Source organism: Pseudomonas sp. TH15 (assembly GCF_016651105.1).
In the GTDB taxonomy this organism is placed as follows: Bacteria; Pseudomonadota; Gammaproteobacteria; order Pseudomonadales; family Pseudomonadaceae; genus Aquipseudomonas.
Genome location: NZ_JAEKEL010000002.1, coordinates 856426 through 883159 on the forward strand (window position 1 = coordinate 856426; position 26734 = coordinate 883159).

Sequence of the window (26734 nt, forward strand, 5' to 3'; positions counted from 1 at the left end):
AGCAATTGCTTACAGCTTTATCAATGTACGTCTTTCCAGTATTCACGCTTGAGCAAGTATGCGAATACGAAGAAGAACGCCAGGTACAGCAATACATAGGTACCGATGCGCTGATGTTGCAGCTTAACCGGGTTAGCCGAGTAAGCGAGGAAGGTTACCAGATTCTTGACCTTCTCATTGAACTGCTCTTCGTTCAGAGCACCGGTCTTCGGCACGATGGTCAGCTGATCGCACGCTTCATGAGTCAGTGGCGTACCGGTCAGCGGATCATACTGCTTCTTGTCGTCCTCGACGATTTGAACCTGTTTGCAGCCGACCACCTGACGACCTTGCAGACCGACCAGCACGTTAGGCATACCGACATTCGGGAAAACCTTGTTGTTCACACCCCAAGGACGCGCCGGGTCTTCATAGAACGAACGCAGGTAACCGTAGAGCCAGTCAGTGCCACGAACGCGAGCAACGAGGGTCAGGTCCGGCGGTGCAGCACCGAACCAGGCCTTGGCGTCTGCAGACTGCATGCCGATGGTCATGTGGTCGCCGATCTTGGCACCCGTGAACACCAGGTTTTTCAGCATCAGATCATGAGGAATACCCAGATCGTCGGCAACGCGCTCATAGCGCTGGAACTTGGCACTGTGGCAGCCCATGCAATAGTTGGCGAACGTACGCGCGCCGTCCTGCATGGCCGCTTTATCGGAAACGTCGATGTCGACTTTTTCCAGCTCGGGACCACCGTGCTCGGCTGCAAAGGACAACATCGGCATGGCAGCAAGAATCAATACAGCAAATAGCTTTTTCATCAGCCAGTCACCCTTTCCGGAACCGGTTTGGTCTTCTCGAGCCTGGTGTAGAACGGCATCAGAATGAAGTAGGCGAAGTACAGGAAGGTGCAAATCTGCGATACCAGCGTACGCTCAGGGGTTGGGGCCAATACGCCCAGCACGCCGAGGATCACGAAACAGATGCAGAACACCCAAAGCCAGATCTTGCTCAGCCAGCCCTTGTAGCGCATGGACTTGACTGGACTCCGATCGAGCCACGGCAGGACAAACAGCATGGCAATCGAAGCACCCATGGCGATAACACCCATGAGCTTGTCCGGAATCGCCCTCAAGATTGCGTAGAACGGTGTGAAGTACCAGACCGGAGCGATGTGCTCTGGGGTCTTGAAGGCGTTGGCCACTTCAAAGTTCGGCTTCTCGAGGAAGTAACCGCCCATTTCCGGGAAAAAGAACACGATCGAGCAGAAGATGAACAGGAACACCACCACGCCGACGATATCTTTCACGGTGTAGTACGGGTGGAAAGCAATGCCGTCCAGCGGTACGCCGTTTTCGTCTTTGTGTTTCTTGATGTCCACGCCGTCCGGGTTATTCGAGCCGACTTCGTGCAGCGCCAGAACGTGCAACACCACGAGACCGAGGATCACGATCGGCAGGGCCACAACGTGCAAGGCGAAGAAGCGGTTCAGGGTAATACCGGAAATCAGATAGTCACCACGGATCCACTGGGTCAGGTCGTTACCGATGACCGGGATCGCACCGAACAGCGAGATGATCACCTGGGCACCCCAGTAGGACATCTGACCCCAAGGCAGCAGGTAACCCATGAAAGCTTCGGCCATCAGCGCCAGGTAGATCAGCATGCCAAAGACCCACACCAGCTCACGCGGCTTCTGGTAAGAACCGTAGAGCAAGCCACGGAACATATGCAGATAGACCACGATGAAGAACGCCGAAGCGCCGGTGGAGTGCAGCAGACGCAGGATCGAGCCGTACTCGACGTCGCGCATGATGTATTCGACGGAGGCAAATGCTTCTTCCGCCGACGGGGTGTAGCTCATGGTCAGCCAGACACCGGTTACGATCTGGTTGACCAGAACGAGCAGTGCGAGGGAACCAAAGAAATAGAAGAAGTTGAAGTTCTTCGGGGCGTAGTACTTGCTGAGATGGTCTTCCCACATTTTGGTCGCGGGAAAGCGCGCATCAACCCAATCCATGAACTTGCTCATCACGCTTTCTCCGTATCGACGCCAATGACAATAATCTCATCGGTCTCATAGGAATGCGGGGGAACTGGCAGGTTCAGAGGCGCAGGTTGCGACTTGTAGACGCGACCAGCCAGATCGTAATGGGAACCGTGGCAAGGGCAGAAATAACCACCTACCCAGTCTTTGCCCAGATCAGCGGGTGCCACTTCAGGGCGGAAGGTCGGCGAGCAACCCAGGTGTGTGCAGATACCGATCAGCAGCAGAACCTCTGGCTTGATCGAACGCGTTTCTGGATCAACGTAGGTCGGTTGTGTCGAGTTCTTGGAGGTCGGGTCAGACAACTGGCCCTCGATCTTCTTCAGATTCCCCAGGATTTCCGCGGTTCGGCGGACAATGAATACTGGCTGACCGCGCCACTCAGCAATCATCTGCTGGCCTGGCTCGACTTTGCTGACATTCACTTTCACCGGTGCACCTGCGGCTTTCGCCTTGGCACTGGGAAACCATGACCCCACGAACGGGACCGCAGCCCCCACCGCTCCTGCAGCACCCACCACGGATGTGGCTGCTACCAAGAAGCGACGCCGGCCTGCATTCACGCCGTCATTGCTCATTCAGTCCTCTCCCATCAGCTTTGTGGCCTGTTAAATCAGGCATCTACTAAGTTAAAACTATGTACTTATAAAAATTTTGCCGAATGGTAATGAAAAGCCCCAATTCTGACAAGGTAATTACCCAAGGGCTCCACTGCCAAGCCTTGCAGTATAGGGGCTCTACGGATGTGGCAAGTTGTCACAGCGCAATTCTTTGAGAAATCGCACGCATAAAAAAACGCCCAGCTCCGTGAGGAGATGGGCGTTCTTTTTGAACGTGGAAGCGAATTAACGCTTCGAGTACTGCGGACGCTTACGCGCTTTACGCAGACCAACTTTCTTACGTTCAACTTCGCGAGCATCGCGAGTAACGAAGCCAGCTTTGCGCAGAGCGCCACGCAGGGTTTCGTCGTACTGCATCAGTGCGCGAGTGATACCGTGGCGGATTGCGCCAGCTTGACCACTTACACCACCACCGATCACGGTGACGTAGATGTCGAATTTCTCGACAGTCTCAGTCAGTTCCAGCGGCTGACGAACTACCATGCGGGCAGTTTCGCGGCCGAAGAAATTTTCCAGGGTGCGGTTGTTGATGGAGATGTTACCAGTACCCGGACGCAGGAAAACGCGTGCGGTTGCGGTCTTGCGACGGCCAGTGCCGTAATTTTGAGTCGCCGACATAATGAACTATTCCGTTAAAACTTCAGTTCTTGGGGCTGCTGAGCAGTATGAGGGTGTACAGCGCCCGCATAGACTTTCAGCTTACGATACATGTCGCGACCCAGCGGGTTCTTAGGCAGCATGCCTTTGACCGCGGTCTCGATCACGCGCTCAGGGGCTTTAGCGATCAGCTTTTCGAAGTTGATCGACTTGATGCCGCCCGGGAAACCGGAGTGGGAGTAGTAGATCTTGTCGGTGGTTTTAGCACCAGTTACACGAATCTGCTCGGCATTGATAACGACGATGTAATCGCCGGTGTCAACGTGAGGAGTGTACTCAGCTTTATGCTTGCCACGCAGACGGCTCGCGATTTCGGTGGCCAGACGACCCAGGGTCTGACCTGCAGCGTCGACGACAAACCAGTCGCGCTGTACTGTTTCCGGTTTAGCAGTAAAAGTTTTCATTCTTTATAGCCTCAGGGGCCGCCCTGTAAATTAGACGGCGGATCTTACTGAATAGTGCGTACTTTGACAAGTCAAAGGCAGCCGGATACAGACGCTTTCGGGGGCTCGGGTCGGCGCGTCCGTTCAACGGCAAGATTCTTCGGCGGCGGCGCATCACTTCCACTGCAGAAAGAGGTGCGCAATTATGCAGATTGCGAAAAATATTTCAACCTGCTTTTATGATTGTTTTGCCCAAGGAGCACCCGATGGACTATCGCCAGCTAGGCCGAACCAATCTGAACGTGAGTGCAATCTGTCTCGGAACCATGACCTGGGGCGAGCAAAACAGCGAGGCTGAAGCCTTCGCCCAGATTGAACGGGCCAAAAGCGCCGGGATCAATTTCATCGACACCGCCGAAATGTACCCGGTGCCGCCCAAGGCCGAAACCTACGCCACCACCGAGCGCTACATCGGCAATTACTTCAAAAGCCGTGGTGATCGTGCCGACTGGATCCTGGCGAGCAAGATCGCCGGCCCCGGCAACACCATCGATTACATCCGCGACAAAAACCTGCGGCACAACCGCCAGCACATCACCGAAGCGGTGGATGCCAGCCTCAAGCGCTTGCAGACCGACTACATCGACCTCTATCAATTGCACTGGCCGGAACGCAGCACCAATTTCTTCGGCCAACTGGGCTACAAGCACAAGATCGAAGCCAACCTCACCCCGCTCGAAGACACCCTCGAAGCGCTGGACGAGCAGGTCAAGGCCGGCAAAATTCGCCACATCGGCCTGTCCAACGAAACGCCGTGGGGCACCATGCGCTTCCTCGCCCTGGCCGAAGCCCGTGGCTGGCCGCGCGCCGTGTCGATCCAGAACCCGTACAACCTGCTCAACCGCAGCTTCGAAGTCGGCCTGGCGGAAATCGCCATTCGCGAACAGTGCGGCTTGCTGGCCTATTCGCCGCTGGCGTTCGGCTTCCTGTCGGGCAAGTACGAAGGTGGTGCACGTCCGGCAAAGGGCCGCCTGAGCCTCTACAGCCGCTTCAGCCGCTATTTCAACGCGCAGTCGGAAGCAGCGTGCAGCCGTTACGTAGCACTGGCCCGTGAACACGGTCTGGACCCGGCGCAGATGGCGCTGGCATTCGTGACGGCGCAGCCGTTCGTGACCAGCAACATCATCGGCGCCACGACGCTTGAGCAACTGGATAGCAACATAGCGAGTTTCGAGCTGAAGCTTTCCGACGAAGTGCTGGCGGGAATCGAGGCGATTCACAAGGATCACCCGAATCCTGCACCTTGATTGATCTATAGACCCAATCGCGGGCAAGCCACGCTCCCACAGGTTTGTGATCCTCTGTGGGAGCGTGGCTTGCCCGCGATGACGGCCTAACAGTCACCGCAGATCAAAGCGACCGCGCAATAATCTCCTTCATGATTTCGTTGGTGCCGGCATAGATCCGCTGCACCCGTGCATCCGCCCACGCCCGAGCTATCGGGTATTCCCACATGTACCCGTAACCGCCATGCAATTGCACGCACTCGTCGAGTACCTTGCATTGCAGGTCCGTGCCCCAGTACTTGGCCATCGCTGCGGTAGGCACATCGAGTTTGCCTTGCAGGTGCAGTTCCAGGCACTTATCGACGAAGACCCGGCCAATCTGAATCTCGGTGGCCATCTCCGCCAGTTTGAAACGGGTGTTCTGGAAGTCTGCAATCGCCTTCCCAAAGGCCTTGCGCTCACGGGTGTAATCCAGCGTCCATTGCAACGCCGCTTCTGCCGAAGCCAGCCCGCCGATGGCGACGGTAAGGCGTTCCTGCGGCAATTCCTGCATCAGGTAGGCGAACCCTGCCCCGGCCTGACCCAACAGGTTTTCCTTGGGCACCCGCACATCCTGGAAGAACAGCTCCGAGGTGTCTTGGGCCTTCATGCCGACTTTTTCCAGACGCTTGCCCTTGGCAAAGCCCGGCGTATTGGCTTCCACCAGAAACAAGCTAGTGCCCTTGGCCCCGGCCTTCGGATCGGTCTTGGCGACGACGATCACCAGATCCGCCAGAAAGCCATTGGTGATGAAGGTCTTCGAGCCATTGATCACATACTCGTCGCCGTCCAGCACGGCGGTGGTCTTTACCCCTTGCAGGTCGGAACCGGCGCCAGGCTCGGTCATGGCAATCGCCGTTACCATTTCGCCAGACACCAATTTCGGCAGGTACTTGTGCTTCAACGCTTCGCTGCCGTAATGCAGGATGTACGGCGCCACGATGTCCGAATGCAGCGAGAAACCGATCCCGGTCAGGCCGAGACGACCGACCTCTTCGATCACCACCGCGCTGTAGAGAAAGTCCGCCCCCAGCCCGCCATATTCCTCCGGCAGATGCGAGCAGAGCATCCCCGCCTCCCCCGCCTTGTTCCAGAGCTTGCGGTCGATGTAACCCTGCTTTTCCCATTGCCCATGGAACGGCACAGCCTCTTTTTCGAGGAACGTTCGCACGCTGTCGCGAAAAAGTTCGTGCTCGGAACTGAACAAGGTTCTGGGGATCATGCGGCACCTGTCGTGGTTATTGGGAGGAGTTGACCTCAGAGACTAAGCCGCGCTTGCGATACAGGACACTGGACACATCAGACAAAAAATAAGACGATCCAGCCGTCTGGTGACCACTTTCCCCTATAAGAATAAAGTTGAATTATGTCTAACCAAGTCTCCACGCCTTTACGGCGCGTCAGCATCCTGGCTATCGACCGGGTTTTCGCTTCCACCCTCATGCAAGCCAAGGATTTCTTCCATCTGGCCAGCCTGCGCTACGGCAAACAACTGGGCCACGGCCTGACACCGGCGTTCGAAACCCGGCTGGTCAGTCCCGATGGCAAATCAGTGAACAGCTTCAGCGATGTGATCATGCCGGTGGACGGCGGCCTGGAAAATGCTGACATCATCATCCTCCCGGCCTTCTGGGACGATTTCGACACACTCTGCAAACGTTATCCACAGGTGCTGCCGTGGCTGCGCGAACAACACGCCCGGGGCGCGGTGCTGTGCGGCGAAGCGACCGGGGTGTTCTGGCTGGCGGAAGCCGGGTTGCTCGATGGCAAGGAAGCGACCACGTACTGGCGCTTCTTCAATGCGTTTGCCGAGCGCTTCCCACAGGTTCAGCTCAATCAGGACAAGCACCTGACTGACGCCGACAACCTGTTTTGCGCCGGCGGCACAACCTCGGCGTGCGACCTCTACATCTATCTGATCGAACGGTTTTGCGGCGCCAACGTGGCCCAGGCCGTGGCCCGGGACATCCTGTATGAAGTGCAGCGCAACTATGCGCCGGGGCGGATCGGTTTCGGCGGACAGAAGTTGCACCAGGACGTGATCATCCTGCAGATCCAGCACTGGCTCGAAGAACACTTTGCCGACAAGTTCCGCTTCGAAGATGTCGCACGAGAGCACGGCATGAGCATCCGCAACTTCATGCGCCGTTTCCAGACCGCCACTGGCGACAAACCGTTGCATTACCTGCAACGCCTGCGCATCGAAACCGCCAAGGGCTTGTTGTCCGCCAGCCGCAAAAGCATCAAGACCATCAGTTATGAGGTCGGTTACGACGATGCGAGCTTCTTTGCGCGGCTGTTCCGCCAGCACACCGAGCTGTCGCCAAACCAGTATCGGCAGCAGTTTCAGCAGGCAGCATAACCTAGGCGCAACAGCGAAATTCCAATGTGGGAGCGAGCCTGCTCGCGAATTCGGTTTTACATTCACTAAGATTGTTGGCTGACACACCGCTTTCGCGAGCAGGCTCGCTCCCACAGGGAAGATCTTCAGCGCACAAAAAAAGGGCCTGCATCTGCAGGCCCTTTTTTATCTTCCGCATCGTTCTACGGCTTATGCGCCCGCGACAGGAATTCGTGCGACTGCATCTCCAGCAAACGACTCAGAGTCCGCTGGAATTCGAAATTCAAACGACCGCCGGTGTAGAGGTCTTTGAGCTCGACTTCCGCAGAAATGATCAGCTTCACGTTACGGTCGTAGAACTCGTCGACCATGTTGATAAAGCGCCGGGCGATGTCGTCGGTGGTGACGTTCATCTGTTCGACACCGCTGAGCAACACGGCGTGGAAGATCTTGCCCAGTTCGATGTAATCGTTCTGGCTGCGCGGGCCGTCGCACAGTTCGCGGAAGTCGAACCAGGCCACGTCATCACAGGTGCGCAAGGCACGGATTTCGCGGTTCTCGATCATCAACACGTCGTCTTCGGTAGCGGCCGTGCATTCCGGCGTCAGGGCCCGGAAGCTCTTGCGCAAGCTCTCATGGGACGCGTCGTCGAGCGGGAAGTGGAACAGCTCGGCCTGCTCAAGGTGACGCAGACGATAATCGACGCCGCTGTCGACGTTGACGATGTCGGTGTTCTGCTTGATCAGCGCAATGGCCGGCAGGAAGCGCGCACGTTGCAGGCCGTCCTTGTACAAACCGTCCGGCACGATGTTCGAGGTCGCAACCAGGGTCACGCCGTTCTTGAACAGCTCTTCCATCAACGTGCCGAGGATCATGGCGTCGGTGATGTCGGAGACGAAGAATTCATCGAAACAGATCACCCGCGACTCGTCGGAGAAGCGCTTGGCGATGATGGTCAGCGGGTTTCTCTCGCCGCCAAGGGTCTTCATTTCTTCGTGCACGCGCTTCATGAAGCGGTGGAAGTGCGTCCGAGTCTTTTCCTTGAACGGCAGGGCTTCGAAGAAGGTGTCGACCAGGTAGGTCTTGCCACGGCCAACGCCGCCCCAGAAGTACAGGCCCTTGACCGGCGCCTGGTCTTTCTTGCCAAACAGTTTGCCGAACAGGCCTGGCTTGCTCTGCGAGGCCGCGACCAGATCGTCGTACAGGCGCTGCAAATGACGCACGGCCGTTTCCTGCGCAGCGTCATGGAAGAAGTCCGGGCGTTTCAGATCAGCTTGATATCGTTCTAGGGGCGTCATAATTCGTTAGCAAGGCAACAAAAACGGGCCGCCACTGTAGCGACGGCCCGTGAGAATGGCAATCAGCCCTTGGTCGGGCCGCGCCGCTGATTTATTCCTGAACCGGCGTCAGTGCCACGCGCAGGGCGTCGATGGCCACGTCGCGAGCGGCGCTGTCAGCGAAGGTTGCGCTGTCGGCCACGCACTCGCCTTCCAGCCAGACGCTGAAGCTCAGGTCTTCGCTGCGCACGTCCAGCGGCTGGCCGGATTGCAGTTGCTTGGTCACCTGGCCTGCGGTTTTGCCGTCGGCGAAGTTGCGCGACAGCAGCAGTTGCTCGCCATCGGCCGCCAGCAGACGGAAACGGAAGCTGCCATCGTCTTCACGGAAGCTGACGAAACGTGCGGCTTTTGCGGCTTTCTTCTTGGTGGTCGCAGCGACCTGAACCTGATTGACGAAAGAACGCAGGCCAACCGCTTCGCGCAGCTCGTGGAGGAACGGCGTCGCTACCGAACGAGCCTTTTTGGCGCCGATCTGCAGGATGTCTTCCAGGTCTGCCGGGCGCTCGATCAACTGATGATAGCGCTCGCGGGATTCACCCAGCTCGCTGTCGAGCAACTGGAACAGACGATTCTTCGCCTCGCCCCAGCCCAGGCCCTGCAACAGTTCGCTGCGGAATTCGTCGGACTGCGCCGGCGTGGCGAAGGCCTGGAACAGAGTGAACAGGTGCGAGTTATCCGGATCTTTGGCTTCGCCCGGCGCACGGGAGTCGGTGACGATCCGCGAAATCGCGTCTTTCATTTCCTTGGCGCTGCTGAACAACGGAATGGTGTTGTCGTAGCTCTTCGACATCTTGCGACCGTCGAGGCCTGGCAGTGTGGCAACGCTTTCTTCGATCAACGCTTCCGGCATGGTGAAGAATTCTTTGCCCTGACCGAACAGATGGTTGAAGCGCTGGCCGATATCGCGGGCCATTTCCACGTGCTGGATCTGGTCACGACCGACCGGCACCTTGTGGGCGTTGAACATCAGAATGTCCGCGGCCATCAGCACCGGGTAGCTGTACAAGCCCATGGTGATGCCAGCGTCCGGGTCTTCACCGGTTTCGACGTTCTTGTCCACCGAAGCCTTGTAGGCGTGGGCGCGGTTGAGCAGGCCCTTGGCGGCGACGCAGGTCAGCAGCCAGGTCAGTTCGGGGATTTCCGGGATGTCGGACTGGCGATAGAACGTCACACGGTCGACATCCAGGCCGCCAGCCAGCCAGGTCGCGGCGATTTCCAGACGCGAACGCTGAATGCGCAGCGGGTCATCGCATTTGATCAGGGCGTGGTAGTCGGCCAGAAAGTAGAACGAATCGGCATTGCTGTCACGGCTGGCGACGATCGCCGGGCGGATGGCGCCGGCGTAGTTGCCCAGGTGCGGCGTGCCGGTGGTGGTGATGCCGGTGAGGATACGGGTACGAGTCGTCATGGGTAATCGCTTGTCAGACTGCAATCAATTCGAAAGACGCGGCAGGATCAGATCCTTGAGATCGGTCAGCTTGCCATGAAAAAAGTGTCCGCATTCTGCCACTTTCAGCAGCTCATGGGGGCGATCGAGTTTCTCGGACCAGTCGTAGACGAGCTGGGGATCGATGACTTCGTCGGTTTCCGGCTGGATCAAGGTCAACTCGCCGAGTTGCGGTAGTTGATCCTGCTCGCCGAGGCGCATGACCGCCGGCGCAACCATGAACAAATGCTTGAGCTGCTCGCCTTTGGCTTCCAGGCGTCCACCGAGACTTGCTGCAACAAAACCGCCAAAGGAGAAACCGAACAGGGTCAGTGGCAACTCGGGGTGTTTGGCCCGCAGCCATTCGGCCGCCGCTTGAGCGTCGTCGACTTCGCCGGTACCCATATCGTGGCTACCTTCGCTGGCGCCGACGCCGCGATAGTTGAAGCGCAAGGTAATCAAACCGGCATCCCGGGCGGTGCGTTGCAAGGTCGACACGACTTTATTGAGCATGGTGCCGCCCTGCACCGGGTTCGGATGGCAGATTAGCGCCACACCGCGGAGCTGTTCGTTATCCAGGTACAAAGCTTCCAGTTGGCCGACAGGGCCATCAATCACTACAGGGGTTTCGCGCATAAGCAAGGAAGGAACTCCGTGACCTCGAATCGGGTCGACTCGTCTAGCAAATTGTCTGTGCCAATCTATTGCGAGTGAATCGCGGTATACAGCGCAGGTTCGAGCCGTTAACGTAAAGCAAAGCCGTTTATAGAGGAAGGACTCGTGGAACACTCGCTCTTAGTTTGGTTGTTGCCGACTCTTGCCCTGGTTGTGGGTGTCGCCCTTGGATTCCTGGTCGCTCGTCTGGTGCCGAATGCCGCGCCTAACCGCACGCAACGTCAGCTGGATGACATTCAGGAACGTTTCGACAGTTATCAGAACGAGGTGGTCACCCACTTCAACAGCACTGCAACACTGGTCAAGAAACTGACTGCGAGCTACCAGGAAGTGCAGGATCATCTCGCCGAGGGCGCCAACCGCCTGGCCCTGGACGAGCAGACCCGCCAACGCTTGCTGGCCGCCCTGCACGCCGACGCCTCCGTGGCACCACGGGAACGCCTGACGCCGCCGCGCAATCAGGAGCCGCCTCGCGACTACGCGCCAAAAGCCCCGAACGCGCCAGGCATGCTTGATGAGCATTACGGCCTGAAGAAGTAATCAGCCTTAGCGCCAAACAAAAAGCCCCCGGACAGTGATGTGTCCGGGGGCTTTTTTGTATCTGCTGTCTTCGGTTTCTGTTGCGCGCCCTTCGCGAGCAGGCTCGCTCCCACAGGGAACTGCATTTCAAAGTGGGAGCGAGCCTGCTCGCGAAGGGGCCAGCACAGTCCACACACAAAAATGCCCGGTCACAGGACCGGGCATTTCCTCATGCGGGCATTCGCTTACGGATACTGCTGAACCGTGCCCGGTTGCTGTTGCTGCTGACCACCATATTGCTGCCCCGGAATCGCCTTGAGGTTGACCTCTACACGACGATTCTGCGCCCGACCATTGACGTCGGCATTGTTGGCAATCGGGTTATCCGGCCCGACGCCGACCGCCGACAGGTTCGCACCGCTGACGCCTTGGGACGTCAGGTAAGTCGCGACGCTTTGGGCACGGCGCTGCGACAGGTCCATGTTATGCGCACGGCTGCCGGTGCTGTCGGTGTAGCCGACGATCTCGATCTGGTTCTGACTGAACTCCCGAAGCGAGCCTGCCAGGTTGTTAAGCGGCTGGTAGAAGCTTGGCGCAATGTTCGCAGAGTCGGTAGCGAAGGTGATGTTGCCCGGCATGATCAGCTTGATCTGATCGCCCTGGCGCTGCACTTCGACGCCAGTGTTGGCCATGCTGGCCCGCAGCTTTTTCTCCTGCTGGTCGGCGTAATAACCATAACCGGCAGCGGAAGCACCCACCACTGCCGCACCAATCAGCGCGCCTTTACCACGGTTGTTGTGGTCGATCGCAGCACCGGCCAGCGCACCGGCCAAAGCGCCAAGGCCGCCGTATTTGGCGGTTTTACTCACACCGGAATCGGCCTGACCCTGATTGTCATACGGATTGGGTGAAGCACAACCGGCCAGCATGGCCACAGCGGTAGCAACAATAATCAAACGAGGCGTGGTGAACATGAAGAGCTCCTACTTTTGCATTCTGGAGTGCAACGACGTTGGCATTGGACCTTTGCGGGCGTTGGATCATTGAAGATAATAAAAATTCATTCGCTGACCATCACGCTCTGACAAAAGGGTTACCGCGCATTTCATCACCCAGACAGGTGTCCGGACCATGCCCGGTTACCACGATCGCTTCCTCGTCGAGGGTGTACAAGCGTTGCTTGATCGACCGCACGATGGTGGCCTGATCGCCTCCCCACAAGTCTGTGCGTCCTACCCCTCGACGAAACAATGTGTCGCCGGCAATCAGCAGCTTAGCCTCTGAAAACCAAAAGCTCATGGAGCCTGGCGTATGACCCGGCGTGTGAATTGCTACGCCGCAGCCACACGCCAGCGCTTCATCGTCCACGAGCCAGCGATCCGGCGGTGGAACCGGAATGTAAGGCACGCCGAACATCTGGCATTGCATCTCCAGGTTATCCCAGAGGAACTGATCGTCTTTATGCAGGTGCAGGGTGGCACCGGTTTTCTCTTTTAACTGGCCGGAAGCCAGGAAATGATCCAGGTGCGCGTGGGTGTGGATGATGCTCACCACCTTTAGACCGAGAGCGTCGAGGCGGGCCAGGATCAGCTCGTGATTACCCCCCGGATCCACAACGATAGCTTTTTTGCTGATAGGGTCACCGATAATCGTGCAGTTGCACTGAAGCGGGCCGACGGGGAAGGTTTCGCGGATGAGAGCCGGCGCAGCAAAAGTCATGAGAAGTCCCGGAAAGCAGTGAATGCAGAACTCAGGATTCTAATCCACTTGCCGATACAGAACGCCAGTTCAGAAATTTGACGCCATCAATCCGAAAATAATGGCGTAGTGATATCAAACTTGAAAAATCTATCGCAAAATAACATTTTTTGCGGCGAGCTCAGGGAAAGACCGCGAGACCACTCAGGAACATGACATGCCCACTCCTACCAGCTACTCCTACACAACTTTTACAACGCTGACTGGTAATAACTCGATCGATGGCCTCCTTTCGGGTGACTACTGGACGGGCTCCACCCCTTTTCACAAGAGTGGAACGCCTACACTCCTTACCTTCAGCTTCGTTACCACAGACAACTCCTATTTCGCTCGAAACTACAGTCCGAGCAACGAGTACCTGAATGCCTTCACGTTGACTTCAGGTCAGGAGAACGCGGTAAAAAGCGCTCTGAGCATGTGGAGTTCGGTTTCCAATCTTCAATTCACGCAAGTGGCAGAAAATTTTTCTAACGTAGGCGACCTGCGGTTCGGCGGCTACCTGGGAATGGACTCCAAGTACGCCGCCTGGGCTTATTTCCCTGATCGCACGCCTGTTGCTGGAGACGTATGGATCGGCCCATCGACGAATGATCCTGCGCCGGTAAAAGGCTCATATGACTATTTGACGTTTTTGCACGAAATTGGCCATGCCCTGGGACTCAAACATCCTTTTGAAGCCAGCAGTGACAACAAGACAATCCTCACTCCCGCACTGGACGATGTCCGTTACACGGTGATGAGCTATAACGATAACTACTCTTACCAGCCTACCAGCCCGATGCTGCTGGACATCCTCGCCATTCAAAAGCTGTACGGTGCGAATACCCAATGGCAGTCGGGCAATAACTTTTATAACTGGGCACCCAACCAGTCCGTATTCGAGACTATTAACGATACGGGTGGCATCGATGCCATTGATGGCAGCAACCAGCTCTCGGCCGTTCGTATCAACCTGAACGAAGGACAGTTCAGCCAGATCGGCAAGGCATTCCTTGATCTGAATACCATGACATCCTTCAACGAAGGATTGGCCATTGCCTATGGCACCAAGATCGAAAACGCCTACGGCTCGGCTTTTGACGACACCCTTATCGGTAACGCGCTGGACAATATGCTTGACGGCATGGGCGGTGCGGACACCATGATTGGCGGCGCCGGCAACGACAGCTATTACGTCGACAACATCGGCGACGTGGTCATCGAGACAAATACCTCGACCTCGGAAATCGACGCCGTCAACAGCACGATCGACTACACCTTGGGCGCCAACGTCGAGTGGCTGAACCTGCTCGGCACCGCCAATCTCAACGGCACCGGCAACGCCCTGGACAACCGCATCACCGGCAACTCGGGTAGCAACATCCTCGACGGCGGTGCCGGCGCAGACATCATGATCGGCGGCACTGGCAACGACACCTACATCGTCGACAACATCGGCGATGTCGTGATCGAGACCAGCACCCTGGCCAGCGAGATCGACACCGTCCGCTCCTCGGTCACCTTCGCCCTGAGCCCCAACCTGGAAAACCTCGTCCTCACCGGCACTGCCAACATCAACGGCATCGGCAACGCACAGAACAACGTGCTGACCGGCAACGATGGCGACAACCAGCTCAACGGTGGCGCCGGTCTGGACACCATGATCGGTGGCAAGGGCAACGATGCCTATGCCATCGACCAGTCGGGCGAACTGGCCCTGGTGCAGGAGAATGCCAACGAAGGCAACGACACGCTCTATGTGGTCTACAACGCCACTGCGCAAGACAATGTCGTCGACCTGAACCTGAGCAACCTGCAGAACGTCGAGAATATCCTGCTGCTGGGCAGCGGCATGTTCACCGCGCTGGGCAATGGCCTGAACAACACCCTGACCGGCAATGCCGACGCCAACGTCCTCAATGGCGGTGCGGGCGCCGACATCATGATTGGCGGTGGTGGCAACGACAGCTACTACGTCGACAACATCGGCGACCAGGTCATCGAAACCGGTACCTCGACCTCGGAAATCGACGCGGTCAACAGCACGATCGACTACACCCTGGGCGCCAACGTCGAATACCTGAATCTGCTTGGCAGCGCCAACCTCAACGGCACCGGCAACGCTCTGGACAACCGCATCACCGGCAACTCGGGTAACAACATCCTCGACGGCGGCGCTGGCGCCGACTATATGGCCGGCGGCACTGGCAACGACACCTACATCGTCGACAACATCGGCGACGTCGTGGTCGAGACCAGCACCCTGGCCAGCGAGATCGACATCGTCCGTTCTTCGGTCACCTTCACCCTGGGTGCCAACCTGGAAAACCTCATCCTAACCGGCACAGCCAACATCAACGGCATCGGCAACGCACAGAACAACGTGCTGACCGGCAACGATGGCGACAACCAGCTCAACGGTGGCGCCGGTCTGGACACCATGATCGGTGGCAAGGGCAACGATGCCTATGCCATCGACCAGGCGGGCGAACTGGCCCTGGTGCAGGAGAATGCCAACGAAGGCAACGACACGCTCTATGTGGTCTACAACGCCACTGCGCAAGACAATGTCGTCGACCTGAACCTGAGCAACCTGCAGAACGTCGAAAACGTCCTGCTGCTGGGCAGCGGCAACTTCAATGCAATCGGCAACAGCTTGAACAACACCCTCACCGGTAACGCCGATGCCAACATCCTGGACGGCGGCGCCGGTGCCGACTACATGGCCGGCGGCGCTGGCAATGACACCTACATCGTCGACAACATCGGCGACGTCGTGGTCGAGACCAGCATCCTAGCCAGCGAGATCGACACCGTCCGTTCTTCGGTCACCTACACCCTGGGTGCCAACCTGGAAAACCTCGTCCTCACCGGCACTGCCAACATCAATGCCATCGGCAACGCACAGAACAACGTGCTGACCGGCAACGATGGCGACAACCAGCTCAACGGTGGCGCCGGCCTGGACACCATGATCGGTGGCAAGGGTAACGACGACTACGCCGTCGACCAGTCGGGCGAACTGGCCCTGGTGCAGGAGAATGCCAACGAAGGCAACGACACGCTCTATGTGGTCTACAACGCCACTGCGCAGGACAACGTCGTCGACCTGAACCTGAGCAACCTGCAGAACGTCGAGAACATCCTGCTGCTGGGCAGCGGCATGTTCACCGCACTGGGCAACGGCCTGAACAACACCCTGACTGGCAACGCTGACTCCAACATCCTCAATGGCGGTGCAGGCGCCGACATCATGATCGGCGGCGGTGGCAACGACAGCTACTACGTCGACAACATCGGCGACCAGGTCATCGAAACCGGTACCTCAACCTCGGAAATCGACGCAGTCAACAGCACGATCGACTACACCCTGGGCGCCAACGTCGAGTGGCTGAACCTGCTCGGCACCGCCAATCTCAACGGCACCGGCAACGCCCTGGACAACCGCATCACCGGCAACTCGGGTAACAACATCCTCGACGGTGGTGCCGGCGCCGACTATATGGCCGGCGGCACTGGCAACGACACCTACATCGTCGACAACATCGGCGACGTCGTGGTCGAGACCAGCATCCTGGCCAGCGAGATCGACACCGTCCGTTCTTCGGTCTCCTACACCCTGGGTGCCAACCTGGAAAACCTCGTCCTCACCGGCACTGCCAACATCAATGCCATCGGCAACGCACAGAACAACGTGCTGACCGGCAACGATGGCGACAACCAGCTCAACGGTGGCGCCGGCCTGGACACCATGATCGGTGGCAAGGGTAACGACGACTACGCCGTCGACCAGTCGGGCGAACTGACCCTGGTGCAGGAGAATGCCAACGAAGGCAACGACACGCTCTATGTGGTCTACAACGCCACTGCGCAGGACAACGTCGTCGACCTGAACCTGAGCAACCTGCAGAACGTCGAGAACATCCTGCTGCTGGGCAGCGGCATGTTCACCGCACTGGGCAACGGCCTGAACAACACCCTGACCGGCAACGCTGACTCCAACATCCTCAATGGCGGTGCAGGCGCCGACATCATGATCGGCGGCGGTGGCAACGACAGCTACTACGTCGACAACATCGGCGACCAGGTCATCGAAACCGGTACCTCAACCTCGGAAATCGACGCAGTCAACAGCACGATCGACTACACCCTGGGCGCCAACGTCGAGTGGCTGAACCTGCTCGGCACCGCCAATCTCAACGGCACCGGCAACGCCCTGGACAACCGCATCACCGGCAACTCGGGTAACAACATCCTCGACGGTGGTGCCGGCGCCGACTATATGGCCGGCGGCACAGGCAACGACACCTACATCGTCGACAACATCGGCGACGTCGTGGTCGAGACCAGCACCCTGGCCAGCGAGATCGACACCGTCCGTTCTTCGGTCACCTACACCCTGGGTGCCAACCTGGAAAACCTCGTCCTCACCGGCACTGCCAACATCAATGCCATCGGCAACGCACAGAACAACGTGCTGACCGGCAACGATGGCGACAACCAGCTCAACGGTGGCGCCGGTCTGGACACTATGATCGGTGGCAAAGGCAACGATGCCTATGCCATCGACCAGTCGGGCGAACTGACCCTGGTGCAGGAGAATGCCAACGAAGGCAACGACACGCTCTATGTGGTCTACAACGCCACTGCGCAGGACAATGTCGTCGACCTGAACCTGAGCAACCTGCAGAACGTCGAAAACGTCCTGCTGCTGGGCAGCGGCAACTTCAATGCAATCGGCAACAGCTTGAACAACACCCTCACCGGTAACGCCTCCAATAACATTCTCAATGGTGGCGCAGGCGCAGACACACTGATCGGCGGTGGCGGTGCCGACATCTTTATCTTCGGTGCCGTCAACGAGATGGGGTTGGGAAACAACCGCGACGTCATTACTGACTTCAGCAGCCTGCAGGGAGATAAAATCGACCTGACACACTTCGACGCCAACCTGCTGACCGCTGGCATCAACGGTTTCACCTTCATCGGTGCGAACGATTTCACCGGCGCCGGCCAACTGCGCTTCGTTGACCATGTGCTCTCGGGCAACGTCAGTGGCAACGTCGGTGCCGACTTTGAAATCCAACTGGTCGGTGTGAACAGCTTCAGCGCCAACGATCTGGTGGCCTGACGCTTATCGCAACCTGTCACGGCCTGCCACGCAGGCCGTCATGCACAAGAAAAACGCCCCGACTGGTTCGGGGCGTTTTTTGATGCTCGACGATTGTTACTGGCTAACCCAGCACCCCCAGTTCTTGCGCCCGCGCCACGGCTTGCGTACGTCGCTCAACCCCCAACTTGCTGTTGATATGGCTGGCGTGGGTTTTTACCGTGTGCAACGAAATGAACAGTTGATCGCTGATCTCCTGGTTCGAGCAGCCTTGGGCGATCAGGCGCAGTACCGACAATTCCCGACTGCTGAGTTGCTCGGTGCCACTCGAATCAATGACCGGACGGGACGGCGCTGAAGGGAAGTGCTGGAGCAATTGCTGACCTGCCAACGCTGGCGAAGCCAACAGTTGTCCACGCAGCCAATCTCCCTGCTCTTTCACTAATGCATCAAACGGTTGCAGCACACCACCGGCCGCCGCCTCCAGTGCCTGAGCCAATGCCTTGCGTGCTTCAGGCTCACGCCCACTCGCCAGCAACAACATAATTTTCTGCGTCAGCGCCATCACACAGAGCATCTGCCGCCCCGTCTGCTGCCCATGCTCAAGCAACGCATTCAAACGCCCCTCGGCCAGCATCGGCTGCCCCTGAATCACCTCAAGCAAGGCTTGTTGCAACTCGATGTGCAGCGGCAGTTGTGGATGGAATTCCGGCGGCGCGGCGGCGCGTTCACCGTTGTAGGTCTGGCCCAATCGCGCGAGCCAGGCTTCGGCCAGATCGGTGCGGCCCTGAGCCAGCCAGAGCTCGCATTTGACCAGGGTGATCATCGCCAGGTAATAGATCGGCGGGACATCCCAGATGTGCATCAACCGTTCGGCTTCGGCCAGTTCGGCAAAGGCTTTGGCGAACTCGCCGCTGCTGCCCTCGAGCCTGGCGATCACACAATGGCCGATCAATACACTGATGTCGCGACAGGCCCGCGCTTCGCTCAAACCGGCCTGCAAACGTAACCGAGCGGCGTCCGGCTGCAAGCGCAGCGCCAGCAGAAAACCCTCGTACAAGATCAAACGGGCGCGCACCGCATACAACCGTTGCGGCGACAACCCGTGCAGGCGTTGCAGCCCCTGACGGACCTCATCGAGCGAGCGCAGGATCTCCCCGCGCGCCTGCAACACGCGGGCGCGGTCGTAATGGGCCAAGGCCTCGAACAACGGATTGCCGACGCGCTGCGCCAACTCCAGGGACTCGCGATTCAGGCCCCGGGCGCGCCACAAGTCGCCATCGGCAATCGCCAGGTTGGACAAGGTAGAGAGGCACATCAGGCGCTGGCCGTAACGTTTGGCGGGCAGGCTTTCCAGCGCTTCGCTGCAATAGAGCAGCGTCAGTTCACGATTGCCGCGTCCACGGGCGATGATGCCGCTCAGGGCCAGCCATTGCGCCAGCATGGACTTCTGCGCCGTGGCCGACGGCGCTGGCAGGAAACGGCTCAAGTGATTGGCCAGCTCCTCGGCAGCGTCCAACTGGCAGGCCAGCCCCAGCGCCCAGCTATAAAGCACGATCAGCCGTGGCGTGCTAATCAGCAGGCTGTCGGGCAAGTCCATTTTCCAGCGCAGCAGCATGCCGACGTTTTGCTCCGCCAGCAGCTGTTCTTCCGAAAGGTTTTGCACCAGGTTCGCCGCGACATCCAGGTGCCCGGCGCGCAAGGCCTGCTCTACCGCCTCATCGAGCAATCCCTGGGCGTTGAACCAGCGGCAGGCACGCAAATGCAGGCTGGCGGCCGGCACCAGGGCCTGAGTCGTGGGCCGCGTGCGCAGCAAGTCGGAAAACAAGTGGTGATAACGGTACCAGTGACCGTGCTCGTCCAACGGCACCAGAAAAATCTGATGGGCCAACAGGAAACGCAGGATCTCGGCGCTGTCATGTGCCTCGCGCACGGCGTCGCACAACTCGCTGCAAAAGCGCTCCTGAGGCGCGGTGTCATAGAGGAATGCCTGCACTTCGGCGGGCAAACAATCGATGACTTCTTCCAGCAAGTAATCGCGGATCAGCCCTTCCCCGCCGTGCAGCGACTGCGGCAACGCGCCATCGCTGCCGACTTCGGACGCCGCCAGCAGCCAGAAGCGCAGGCCGGCCACCCAGCCTTCGCTGCGCAGGATCAGGCTTTCCAGCGCCTCCCCGCGCAATGAACTGCTATGGCGATCCAGCAGGGTCAGGGCTTCGTCACGGGTCAGTCGCAGGTCTTGCTCATGCAGTTCGAGCAGTTGCCGCGACAGCCGCAGTCGCGCCAGGTGCCAGTCAGGACGTTGCCGACTGGTGACCATGACCAGCAGGCCATCGGGGAGGTGATTGAGGAAAAATTGCAGGCAGCGATCGAGCACCGGTCCCTGGGCCAAATGGTAGTCATCCAGCACCAGCAGCAATGGCGTACTCGGCGACAGGTGCACGGCCAGCTCATCCAGCAAACCGTCCAGCCATTCTTCGAAGGCGAAGGGTTGATGGCGCTGACGCATTTTCAGCAGCCCGAGCGCCTTGCTGCCCAGTTGCGGAAAAAAGTCCTGAAGGCCTTCGAGCAGACGCTCGAGGAAACGCCCCGGATCGTTGTCCCGCGGGCTCAATCCCAGCCAAAGACTTTGCCAATGAGCCGGCAGGCTCTGACAGAACTCCACTGCCAACGAACTCTTGCCGAACCCCGCCGGGGCGCTGACCAGCAGCAACCGGCCACCCAGCCCCGCACCCAGGCGTTCGCACAGGCGAGGTCGCAGCACATGGCCGTCAGGCAACGGGGGCCGGAAGAAACGCCCGTCCAATGCCGCGACGGCGACGGTTGCAGGACCCGGAAGTGGGGACAGATCAGTCATGGCCGGCTCTTGTTTGAATTGCTGTTGGCGGCGTTGCAGATGTCCGCAGACTAGCGGTAAACGGAGCGGTATTGAAGGTTGTTGCTACAAATGGCTACAAAAAGAATACAACCAAAGGTGTCAGGCTTTTGATACATCCGTATCAGTGAAAAGATCGCAGCCTTCGGCAGCTCCTACATGGGATCGGCGTATACCCGTAGGAGCTGCCGAAGGCTCGGGCCGCGTTCGGACGATCTTTTGATGTTTTTCCCCAAAAAAACGCCCCGAACCAGTCGGGGCGTTTTTCGAGGATGCGGCCTCTGATTACTGCTTAGCGAATACCATCCTGACCCAGGTTGCCCGGCTGGAATTCACTTTTGCTGGCAGAGAAGCCGAAGTCATACGCCTGTTTCTCTTCGTTCTTCATGCCCAGTGCCAGGTAGCGGCCCGATTGCAGGTCGTACAGGACTTCCAGCGCATACCACGGCACTTGCTTGTCGTAGTAATCCTCGGCATGGGCTTCGGCCACGCGCCACAGCTGACCACGACCGTCGTAATGGTCGATGACCGCTGCCTGCCAGGTGTCTTCGTCGATGAAGAAGTCACGTTTGGCATAGATATGACGCTGACCTGGCTTCAAGGTCGCCACCACATGCCAGACCCGGCGCAGCTCGTAACGCGTCAGGTCCTGGTTGATATGGCCGGCCTTGATGATGTCGGTGTACTTGAGAGTCGGCGAATCGATCTTGTAGCTGTCGGAGGCAATGTACATCTCCTTCTTGCCTTCGAGCGCCCAGTCATAACGATCCGGCGCCCCGTTGTACATGTCCAGGTTGTCGGAGGTGCGCAGGCCATCCGCGGCAGTGCCCGGGCCGTCATAGGACACTTGCGGTGCCTGACGCACACGGCGCTGGCCAGTGGCGTAAACCCAGGCCTTGCGAGGTTCCTTCACTTGGTCAAGGGTCTCATGCACCAGCAGCACGGTACCTGCCAGACGGGCCGGCGCGGTCACTTTCTGCTTGAAGTAGAACAGGACGTTGCCCGGATTTTTCGGGTCGTAGTCCTTCATCTTGTCGCGGAACACGAACTGATCCTGGAAATACACCAGGCTGAACGAGCCATTGGTCTGTGGCGTCGCCTGGGTCACGAGGCGGGTCACGCTGCCACCGCGATAGCGGGTGATGTGGTTCCAGATGACTTCCAGACCGGTTTTCGGGATCGGGAACGGTACGGCGGTTTCGAAGTTTTCCAGACCGTTGCCACCGGCGACCAGGTTGGTGGTCGTGGCGTTCTTTTTGATGGCGGCAAACACGTCATCCGGCACGGTGGCGCCGCGATGGGACGGATAGACCGGCATTTTGAACGTGTCCGGGTAGCGCTTGAACATCGCGTACTGGCCCGGTGCAAGCTTGTCCTTATATTGGTCAACGTTTTGTGCGGTGATGGTGAACAGCGGTTTTTCGCTGGCGTAAGGGTCGGACAGGAAGCCTTTGCTGTCGACCGTGCCGGCATTTTTCGGCAGCGGTTTCCAGGCCGGGATCGAACCGTCGGCGTTACCCGCCATCTCGGCCCCCATCGGCGTCAGGCTTTTGCCCAGCTTGTCGGCTTCGGCAGCAGGAACCGCCGCCATGACCGCGCTGGCCAGCAGCGAAAGCCCCAGAACACCGGCGTGGAACAGACTCTTTGTTATTTTCATATGTGTGTTCGTCCTGAAAAAACTGTGCTTAGAAGTTCACGCCGACGCTGAGGGCAACGAAGTCGCGATCATCCACCGTGCTGTAGTCGCCACCAAAGAAGTTGGTGTAGTTCAGACTCGCTGTGTAGGTGTTCTGGTATTCGGCATCGAGCCCAAGACTGATTGCCTTGCGACCTTCTTCGAAGTTGCCGCCTGGGCCTGGTGAGTAACCCTTGACGTCATGGGACCAGGCCACGTTCGGCTTCAGGTTCACGCCGGCAAACACGTCGCTGTAATCCCAGATGGCGCGACCGCGATAGCCCCACGAAGTAGCCGTGGTAAAACCATCGTTGTTGCAATTGCTGCTTTGGTTGCTGGTCGATGCACCCGCACCGGCACCTGCGATGGTGGAGGCGTTGAGGATCTGCGAGCAAGTGTTGAGGCCACCGGTAGACGGCAGTTCACCCGGACCGAAGACCGGATCGCGGCCATAACGGGCATCGGACTTGCTTTCCAGACCGCCGACGTGGGTCACGCCGACTTCACCGACCAGGGTCAGACGGTTGGCGCCCATGACCTGATCGAAGAAATGCGTGAACGTCGTCTGGAACTGGGTGATTTCCTTGCGGTTATAGCCGTGCAGATCCTGACCGGGGACGCCGCTGAGAATCGACGCATTGGTCAGCGCACCGCCCAACGGACGCACACCGGCGAACAGAATGTCGGTGGAGTTCAACTGCACCGGCGCATTCGGCCGGTAGCTGATCTCACCGCTCCACGCCGTACCGGTAGGCAGGGTGGTGGAGAAGCTCAAACCATACAGACGAATGTCTTCTGGGTACTCGATGAAGTATTCCGAGTTACCCGCAACCACCAAAGGCCCCAGTGCCTGGAACGGGCCTGGCAGTGCCTTGACGCCGTTATAGACCGACTGTGGCGCACCCGTGGCGCTGAAGATCGGCGCACGGCTGTGGTAGTTCATGAAGTAGGCACCGAATTCGGTGGCCAGCGGATCGAACATGTACTTGGCGGCAACACCAAACTGCCCACTGTCCCGCGCGTTGCGGTTAGGGGCGCGGCGCACCAGAACGCCTTCGTCGTTGACGTCGACATTGGCAGCGGCCAATGGACCGAGCGCCACGCCTGGAATCGTCGAACTCTTGTTCAGTACCCGCAGGTTGTCATCGCAACCGGTGGTCACGATGTCGGGCTGAGAGAAAAACGTGCCGCAGTTATCGGTGACGGTCTTTTGCCAGTCAAGCTGATAGAAGCCCTCGGCCGACAGGTTTTCGGTAAGGCTCTGGGACACGTAGAACATGTTGACCGGGATCAGGCCTTCCTTGATCTCGGCACCTGGACGACGGAACGCGGACACGTCGATCGGGTTGATCGAGTTGATACCGCCGCCAATGAAAGTACTTTCACCCCAGTTCACAACCTGCTTGCCCAGACGCACCGAACCCGGCTCATCGGCAATGGAGTAGTTGTGGTAAATGAAGGCGTCGAGGATCTGGCCGCCCGATGACTTGGCCGCTTCATCCCGGTGATCGTTGCTGACGTTCTTGAATTCCAGGTCCTGGTTTTGCAGCGCGAAGTCGTACCAGTATTTGCCCCGCACGAACACGCCGGTATCGCCGTATTTCAATTCAAGGTCATGGATGCCTTTGAAGATCTTCGAGAAGGCTTGCCCGCTCTTGAAGTTCGCGTGACCGTCATCGGAGGTTTGGGACAAGCCCTTGCCACCGTTGTTGACACCAATAAGGTCCTTGTTCGGCTGCTGGGTCGAAACACTCATGCCCAGGGAGAGCGACGAGTCGAACTGACCTTCGATTTCACCGATATTGAAACTGACGCCGAATGCGGGCCCGGCGAGCGTAGAAGCAAGACTGACCGCCAGCGGCAATTTCGCCCGGCGCCAGAACTGGTTTACTGATGTCATCGACGCTACTCCATGTGCATTATTGTTATGGCAGTGAGTACTTTTAAAAACGTTGTGGGTGACCGGGAGCCAAGAGATCCCGACGTCAATCCAAATGTGCATCGCCCCGTTTGTGCGTTTGCTCCGTTCTTAAAAATCCTTGAGCGGACTATAGCCAGCAGGTAGTACGGCTTGATCCCTCTAAAGTGTGATTTGCAGCTGCCGGCCACTCTGGAACAGTCCTTTCGCCAGTCCGACACATGTCGGCACGGCAAGGATGGCTGAAAATTTGGATTTAACAAGCCAAGCGCTTGCTTGGTGGGGCTGGCGTGCCTTTTCGGGCACGCCAGTGGAGCTCAGATAACGCTTAAAGCGTCGAGAGGAAGGTGCTGTTGTTGGCCTGCCATTCGGTGATGTCGAGGCGGATACGCTTCTTGTCGAGCTTGCCGACACTGGTCTTGGGAATTTCAGTAACAAGGGCAATCTGGCTCGGGATCGCCCACTTGCTCAGGTGCCCCAACTCAACGAACGGCTTGAGGTGTTCCTTGAGTTCCCTGGCCCCGATCACATGGCCCTCGCGGATCACCAGCAAGGCAAACGGGCGCTCGCCCCACTGCGGATCGGCAATGCCCACCACTGCTACTTCACGTACCGCTGCGTGACGGCTGATCAGATCTTCGAGGTCCAGGGACGAGATCCACTCGCCGCCGGTCTTGATCACGTCCTTGATCCGGTCACGGATGTCGATCACGCCCATGCTGTCCAGCGTCGCCACGTCGCCGGTGTGCAACCAGCCGCCGGCCCAGAGCTCGGCGCCCTTCTGGGGCTCGTTGAAATAACCTTCGGTGAGCCACGGCGCACGCAGCACCAGTTCGCCCTGGGTCTCGCCATCGGCGGGCAGGAAGTTGCCATCGCTGTCGATGATCGCCGCGTCCACCAAGGGACCCGGCACGCCGGCCTTGATTCGATAGGTGGTGCGCTCGTCTTCGGTGCCGGCCATCAACTCGTCGTTGAGGTGAGCGCACGAGACCAACGGCCCGGTTTCCGACATGCCGTAAGCGGCGGTCAATTGAATACCCTTGGCCTTGGCAGACTCGTACAACGTGCGGTTCAGCGCACTGCCGCCAATGACGATTTTCCAGCCGCCGAAATCGACGTTCTGCGCAGCCTTGGCGTTGAGGACCATTTGCAGGATGGTCGGCACGCAGTGGGAAAAGCTGACCTTCTCTTTGCGCCACAGCTCCACCAGGTATTCCGGGTCGTAGCGGCCGGGATAAACCTGCTTGAGCCCGAGCATCGTCGCCACATACGGCAAGCCCCAGGCGTGCACATGGAACATCGGCGTAATCGGCATATAGACGTCGTTGGTACCCAACAGCCGCACGCTGTCGATGGAACCCATGATCGTCGACACGCCCATGGTGTGCAGCACCAGTTGCCGATGGGTGAAGTACACGCCTTTCGGATTGCCGGTAGTACCTGTGGTGTAAAACGTGGTCGCGACGGAGTTTTCGTCGAAATCCTGGAAGTCGTACTGCGTGCTCGCGGCGGCCAGCAGTTGCTCGTATTCACCGACAAGGTTCGGCAAATCGGCGGTTTTCTCTGGCAGGTCGGTCAACAGCAGGGTTTTCTCAACCGTGGTCAGGTGCCCGGCGATGGCTTGATACAACCCGACGAACTCGCTGTTGACCAGCACGAAGCGGTCCTCGGCGTGGTTCATGGTGTAGAGGATCTGTTCCGGTGACAGCCGCACGTTGATCGTGTGAATAACCGCGCCAATCATCGGGATGGCGAACATACATTCCAGGTAGCGATGGCTGTCCCAGTCCATCACCGCCACGGTATCCCCGGCCTTGACCCCGGCCGCCGTCAACACGTTGGCCAACCGTGCGACCCGCTCGATCAACGTCGGGTAGCTGTAGCGCAATTGGTCGCGGTACACGATCTCGCGGGTTTTCTCGTAACGAGCGCCGGACATCAGCAGTCGTTTAATCAGCAACGGATACTGGTAAGCGCCTTCGGCTGGCGGAATAACGCGAGTCTGCAACATAAGAATCCCTTTTCTGACTACACGGTGTTGGCTATTAAAGATCATTACTCTAGAGCCGTTATACCGCAGCCAAATCAGTCAAAGGAATGATTTGCA

The 26734-nt window shown here is 58.4% G+C and carries 19 protein-coding genes; 4 read left to right on the forward strand and 15 right to left on the reverse strand.

All coding sequences use genetic code 11. The features are described from left to right. Nucleotides 1–20 precede the first annotated feature (20 nt). The 5 genes from JFT87_RS27735 to rplM form a co-directional block, all read right to left on the reverse strand. A complete protein-coding gene (locus JFT87_RS27735; protein ID WP_201206571.1) occupies nt 21–803 on the reverse strand; it encodes a cytochrome c1 in 783 nt (260 codons plus the stop codon). Then, nucleotides 803–2014, reverse strand: coding sequence for a cytochrome b (locus JFT87_RS27740; protein WP_054045582.1), 1212 nt, complete (start codon nt 2012–2014; stop codon nt 803–805). Before JFT87_RS27740 ends, JFT87_RS27735 begins: the two co-directional genes overlap by 1 nt. Beyond that, nucleotides 2014–2607 carry a ubiquinol-cytochrome c reductase iron-sulfur subunit gene (gene petA / locus JFT87_RS27745; protein WP_201206573.1) on the reverse strand — a complete coding sequence of 198 codons (594 nt, stop codon included), beginning with the start codon at nt 2605–2607 and terminating at the stop codon, nt 2014–2016. Before petA ends, JFT87_RS27740 begins: the two co-directional genes overlap by 1 nt. A gap of 267 nt (nt 2608–2874) precedes the next feature. Beyond that, entirely contained in the window at nt 2875–3267 is a 393-nt protein-coding gene (gene rpsI, locus JFT87_RS27750; protein WP_003216038.1) for a 30S ribosomal protein S9, read from the reverse strand. Nucleotides 3268–3281: 14 nt separating this feature from the next. Continuing rightward, nucleotides 3282–3710 (reverse strand): 50S ribosomal protein L13, encoded by a 429-nt coding sequence (rplM, locus tag JFT87_RS27755; protein WP_007905295.1) that lies wholly within the window; start codon nt 3708–3710, stop codon nt 3282–3284. Nucleotides 3711–3955: 245 nt separating this feature from the next. Here rplM and JFT87_RS27760 point away from each other — a divergent pair, with 245 nt between their 5' ends. Further along, a complete protein-coding gene (locus JFT87_RS27760) occupies nt 3956–4996 on the forward strand; it encodes an NADP(H)-dependent aldo-keto reductase (RefSeq protein WP_201206575.1) in 1041 nt (346 codons plus the stop codon). A gap of 103 nt (nt 4997–5099) precedes the next feature. Here the strand turns inward: JFT87_RS27760 and JFT87_RS27765 are convergent, their stop codons facing one another. Further along, entirely contained in the window at nt 5100–6236 is a 1137-nt protein-coding gene (locus tag JFT87_RS27765) for an acyl-CoA dehydrogenase family protein (protein WP_201206577.1), read from the reverse strand. Between the two features lie 243 nt (nt 6237–6479). Between JFT87_RS27765 and JFT87_RS27770 the strand changes: the two genes are divergently transcribed. Further along, nucleotides 6480–7376 (forward strand): GlxA family transcriptional regulator, encoded by an 897-nt coding sequence (locus tag JFT87_RS27770; protein ID WP_201206796.1) that lies wholly within the window; start codon nt 6480–6482, stop codon nt 7374–7376. Between the two features lie 182 nt (nt 7377–7558). Here JFT87_RS27770 and zapE read toward each other — a convergent pair whose 3' ends face one another. From zapE to JFT87_RS27785, 3 genes are all read right to left on the reverse strand, one after another. Then, the gene (gene zapE, locus JFT87_RS27775; RefSeq protein ID WP_201206579.1) at nt 7559–8653 is read right to left on the reverse strand and encodes a cell division protein ZapE; all 1095 of its coding nucleotides are present in this window, start codon (nt 8651–8653) and stop codon (nt 7559–7561) included. A 91-nt stretch (nt 8654–8744) separates the two neighbouring features. Continuing rightward, nucleotides 8745–10100, reverse strand: coding sequence for a tryptophan--tRNA ligase (locus JFT87_RS27780; RefSeq protein WP_201206581.1), 1356 nt, complete (start codon nt 10098–10100; stop codon nt 8745–8747). 24 nt (nt 10101–10124) lie between these two features. Continuing rightward, nucleotides 10125–10754, reverse strand: a complete 630-nt coding sequence (locus JFT87_RS27785) for an alpha/beta hydrolase (protein WP_201206584.1) — start codon at nt 10752–10754, stop codon at nt 10125–10127. A gap of 144 nt (nt 10755–10898) precedes the next feature. Between JFT87_RS27785 and JFT87_RS27790 the strand changes: the two genes are divergently transcribed. Further along, nucleotides 10899–11333: a YhcB family protein gene (locus JFT87_RS27790; protein ID WP_201206586.1), complete on the forward strand. Its 435-nt coding sequence runs from the start codon at nt 10899–10901 to the stop codon at nt 11331–11333. Between the two features lie 224 nt (nt 11334–11557). Here the strand turns inward: JFT87_RS27790 and JFT87_RS27795 are convergent, their stop codons facing one another. Then, entirely contained in the window at nt 11558–12286 is a 729-nt protein-coding gene (locus JFT87_RS27795) for an OmpA family protein (RefSeq protein WP_201206588.1), read from the reverse strand. A gap of 100 nt (nt 12287–12386) precedes the next feature. Continuing rightward, entirely contained in the window at nt 12387–13031 is a 645-nt protein-coding gene (locus JFT87_RS27800) for an MBL fold metallo-hydrolase (protein WP_201206590.1), read from the reverse strand. A 196-nt stretch (nt 13032–13227) separates the two neighbouring features. Between JFT87_RS27800 and JFT87_RS27805 the strand changes: the two genes are divergently transcribed. Further along, the gene (locus JFT87_RS27805) at nt 13228–18180 is read left to right on the forward strand and encodes a matrixin family metalloprotease (protein ID WP_201206593.1); all 4953 of its coding nucleotides are present in this window, start codon (nt 13228–13230) and stop codon (nt 18178–18180) included. A 103-nt stretch (nt 18181–18283) separates the two neighbouring features. Here the strand turns inward: JFT87_RS27805 and JFT87_RS27810 are convergent, their stop codons facing one another. From JFT87_RS27810 to JFT87_RS27825, 4 genes are all read right to left on the reverse strand, one after another. Continuing rightward, nucleotides 18284–21016 (reverse strand): LuxR C-terminal-related transcriptional regulator, encoded by a 2733-nt coding sequence (locus tag JFT87_RS27810; RefSeq protein ID WP_201206595.1) that lies wholly within the window; start codon nt 21014–21016, stop codon nt 18284–18286. Between the two features lie 310 nt (nt 21017–21326). Further along, complete coding sequence (locus JFT87_RS27815) at nt 21327–22691, reverse strand: DUF1329 domain-containing protein (RefSeq protein WP_201206597.1); 1365 nt, start codon at nt 22689–22691, stop codon at nt 21327–21329. A 28-nt stretch (nt 22692–22719) separates the two neighbouring features. Continuing rightward, complete coding sequence (locus tag JFT87_RS27820) at nt 22720–24609, reverse strand: DUF1302 domain-containing protein (protein WP_201206599.1); 1890 nt, start codon at nt 24607–24609, stop codon at nt 22720–22722. A 346-nt stretch (nt 24610–24955) separates the two neighbouring features. Then, entirely contained in the window at nt 24956–26638 is a 1683-nt protein-coding gene (locus JFT87_RS27825) for a fatty acid--CoA ligase (RefSeq protein ID WP_201206601.1), read from the reverse strand. Between the last annotated feature and the right edge of the window lie 96 nt (nt 26639–26734).

Excerpts from the sequence above, each read along its gene's own strand:
- JFT87_RS27735 (WP_201206571.1), bottom strand. The coding sequence starts at position 803 with ATGAAAAAGCTATTTGCTGTATTGATTCTTGCTGCCATGCCGATGTTG.
- JFT87_RS27740 (WP_054045582.1), bottom strand. The coding sequence starts at position 2,014 with ATGAGCAAGTTCATGGATTGGGTTGATGCGCGCTTTCCCGCGACCAAA.
- petA (WP_201206573.1), bottom strand. The coding sequence starts at position 2,607 with ATGAGCAATGACGGCGTGAATGCAGGCCGGCGTCGCTTCTTGGTAGCA.
- rpsI (WP_003216038.1), bottom strand. The coding sequence starts at position 3,267 with ATGTCGGCGACTCAAAATTACGGCACTGGCCGTCGCAAGACCGCAACC.
- rplM (WP_007905295.1), bottom strand. The coding sequence starts at position 3,710 with ATGAAAACTTTTACTGCTAAACCGGAAACAGTACAGCGCGACTGGTTT.
- JFT87_RS27760 (WP_201206575.1), top strand. The coding sequence starts at position 3,956 with ATGGACTATCGCCAGCTAGGCCGAACCAATCTGAACGTGAGTGCAATC.
- JFT87_RS27765 (WP_201206577.1), bottom strand. The coding sequence starts at position 6,236 with ATGATCCCCAGAACCTTGTTCAGTTCCGAGCACGAACTTTTTCGCGAC.
- zapE (WP_201206579.1), bottom strand. The coding sequence starts at position 8,653 with ATGACGCCCCTAGAACGATATCAAGCTGATCTGAAACGCCCGGACTTC.
- JFT87_RS27780 (WP_201206581.1), bottom strand. The coding sequence starts at position 10,100 with ATGACGACTCGTACCCGTATCCTCACCGGCATCACCACCACCGGCACG.
- JFT87_RS27785 (WP_201206584.1), bottom strand. The coding sequence starts at position 10,754 with ATGCGCGAAACCCCTGTAGTGATTGATGGCCCTGTCGGCCAACTGGAA.
- JFT87_RS27795 (WP_201206588.1), bottom strand. The coding sequence starts at position 12,286 with ATGTTCACCACGCCTCGTTTGATTATTGTTGCTACCGCTGTGGCCATG.
- JFT87_RS27800 (WP_201206590.1), bottom strand. The coding sequence starts at position 13,031 with ATGACTTTTGCTGCGCCGGCTCTCATCCGCGAAACCTTCCCCGTCGGC.
- JFT87_RS27805 (WP_201206593.1), top strand. The coding sequence starts at position 13,228 with ATGCCCACTCCTACCAGCTACTCCTACACAACTTTTACAACGCTGACT.
- JFT87_RS27810 (WP_201206595.1), bottom strand. The coding sequence starts at position 21,016 with ATGACTGATCTGTCCCCACTTCCGGGTCCTGCAACCGTCGCCGTCGCG.
- JFT87_RS27815 (WP_201206597.1), bottom strand. The coding sequence starts at position 22,691 with ATGAAAATAACAAAGAGTCTGTTCCACGCCGGTGTTCTGGGGCTTTCG.
- JFT87_RS27820 (WP_201206599.1), bottom strand. The coding sequence starts at position 24,609 with ATGACATCAGTAAACCAGTTCTGGCGCCGGGCGAAATTGCCGCTGGCG.
- JFT87_RS27825 (WP_201206601.1), bottom strand. The coding sequence starts at position 26,638 with ATGTTGCAGACTCGCGTTATTCCGCCAGCCGAAGGCGCTTACCAGTAT.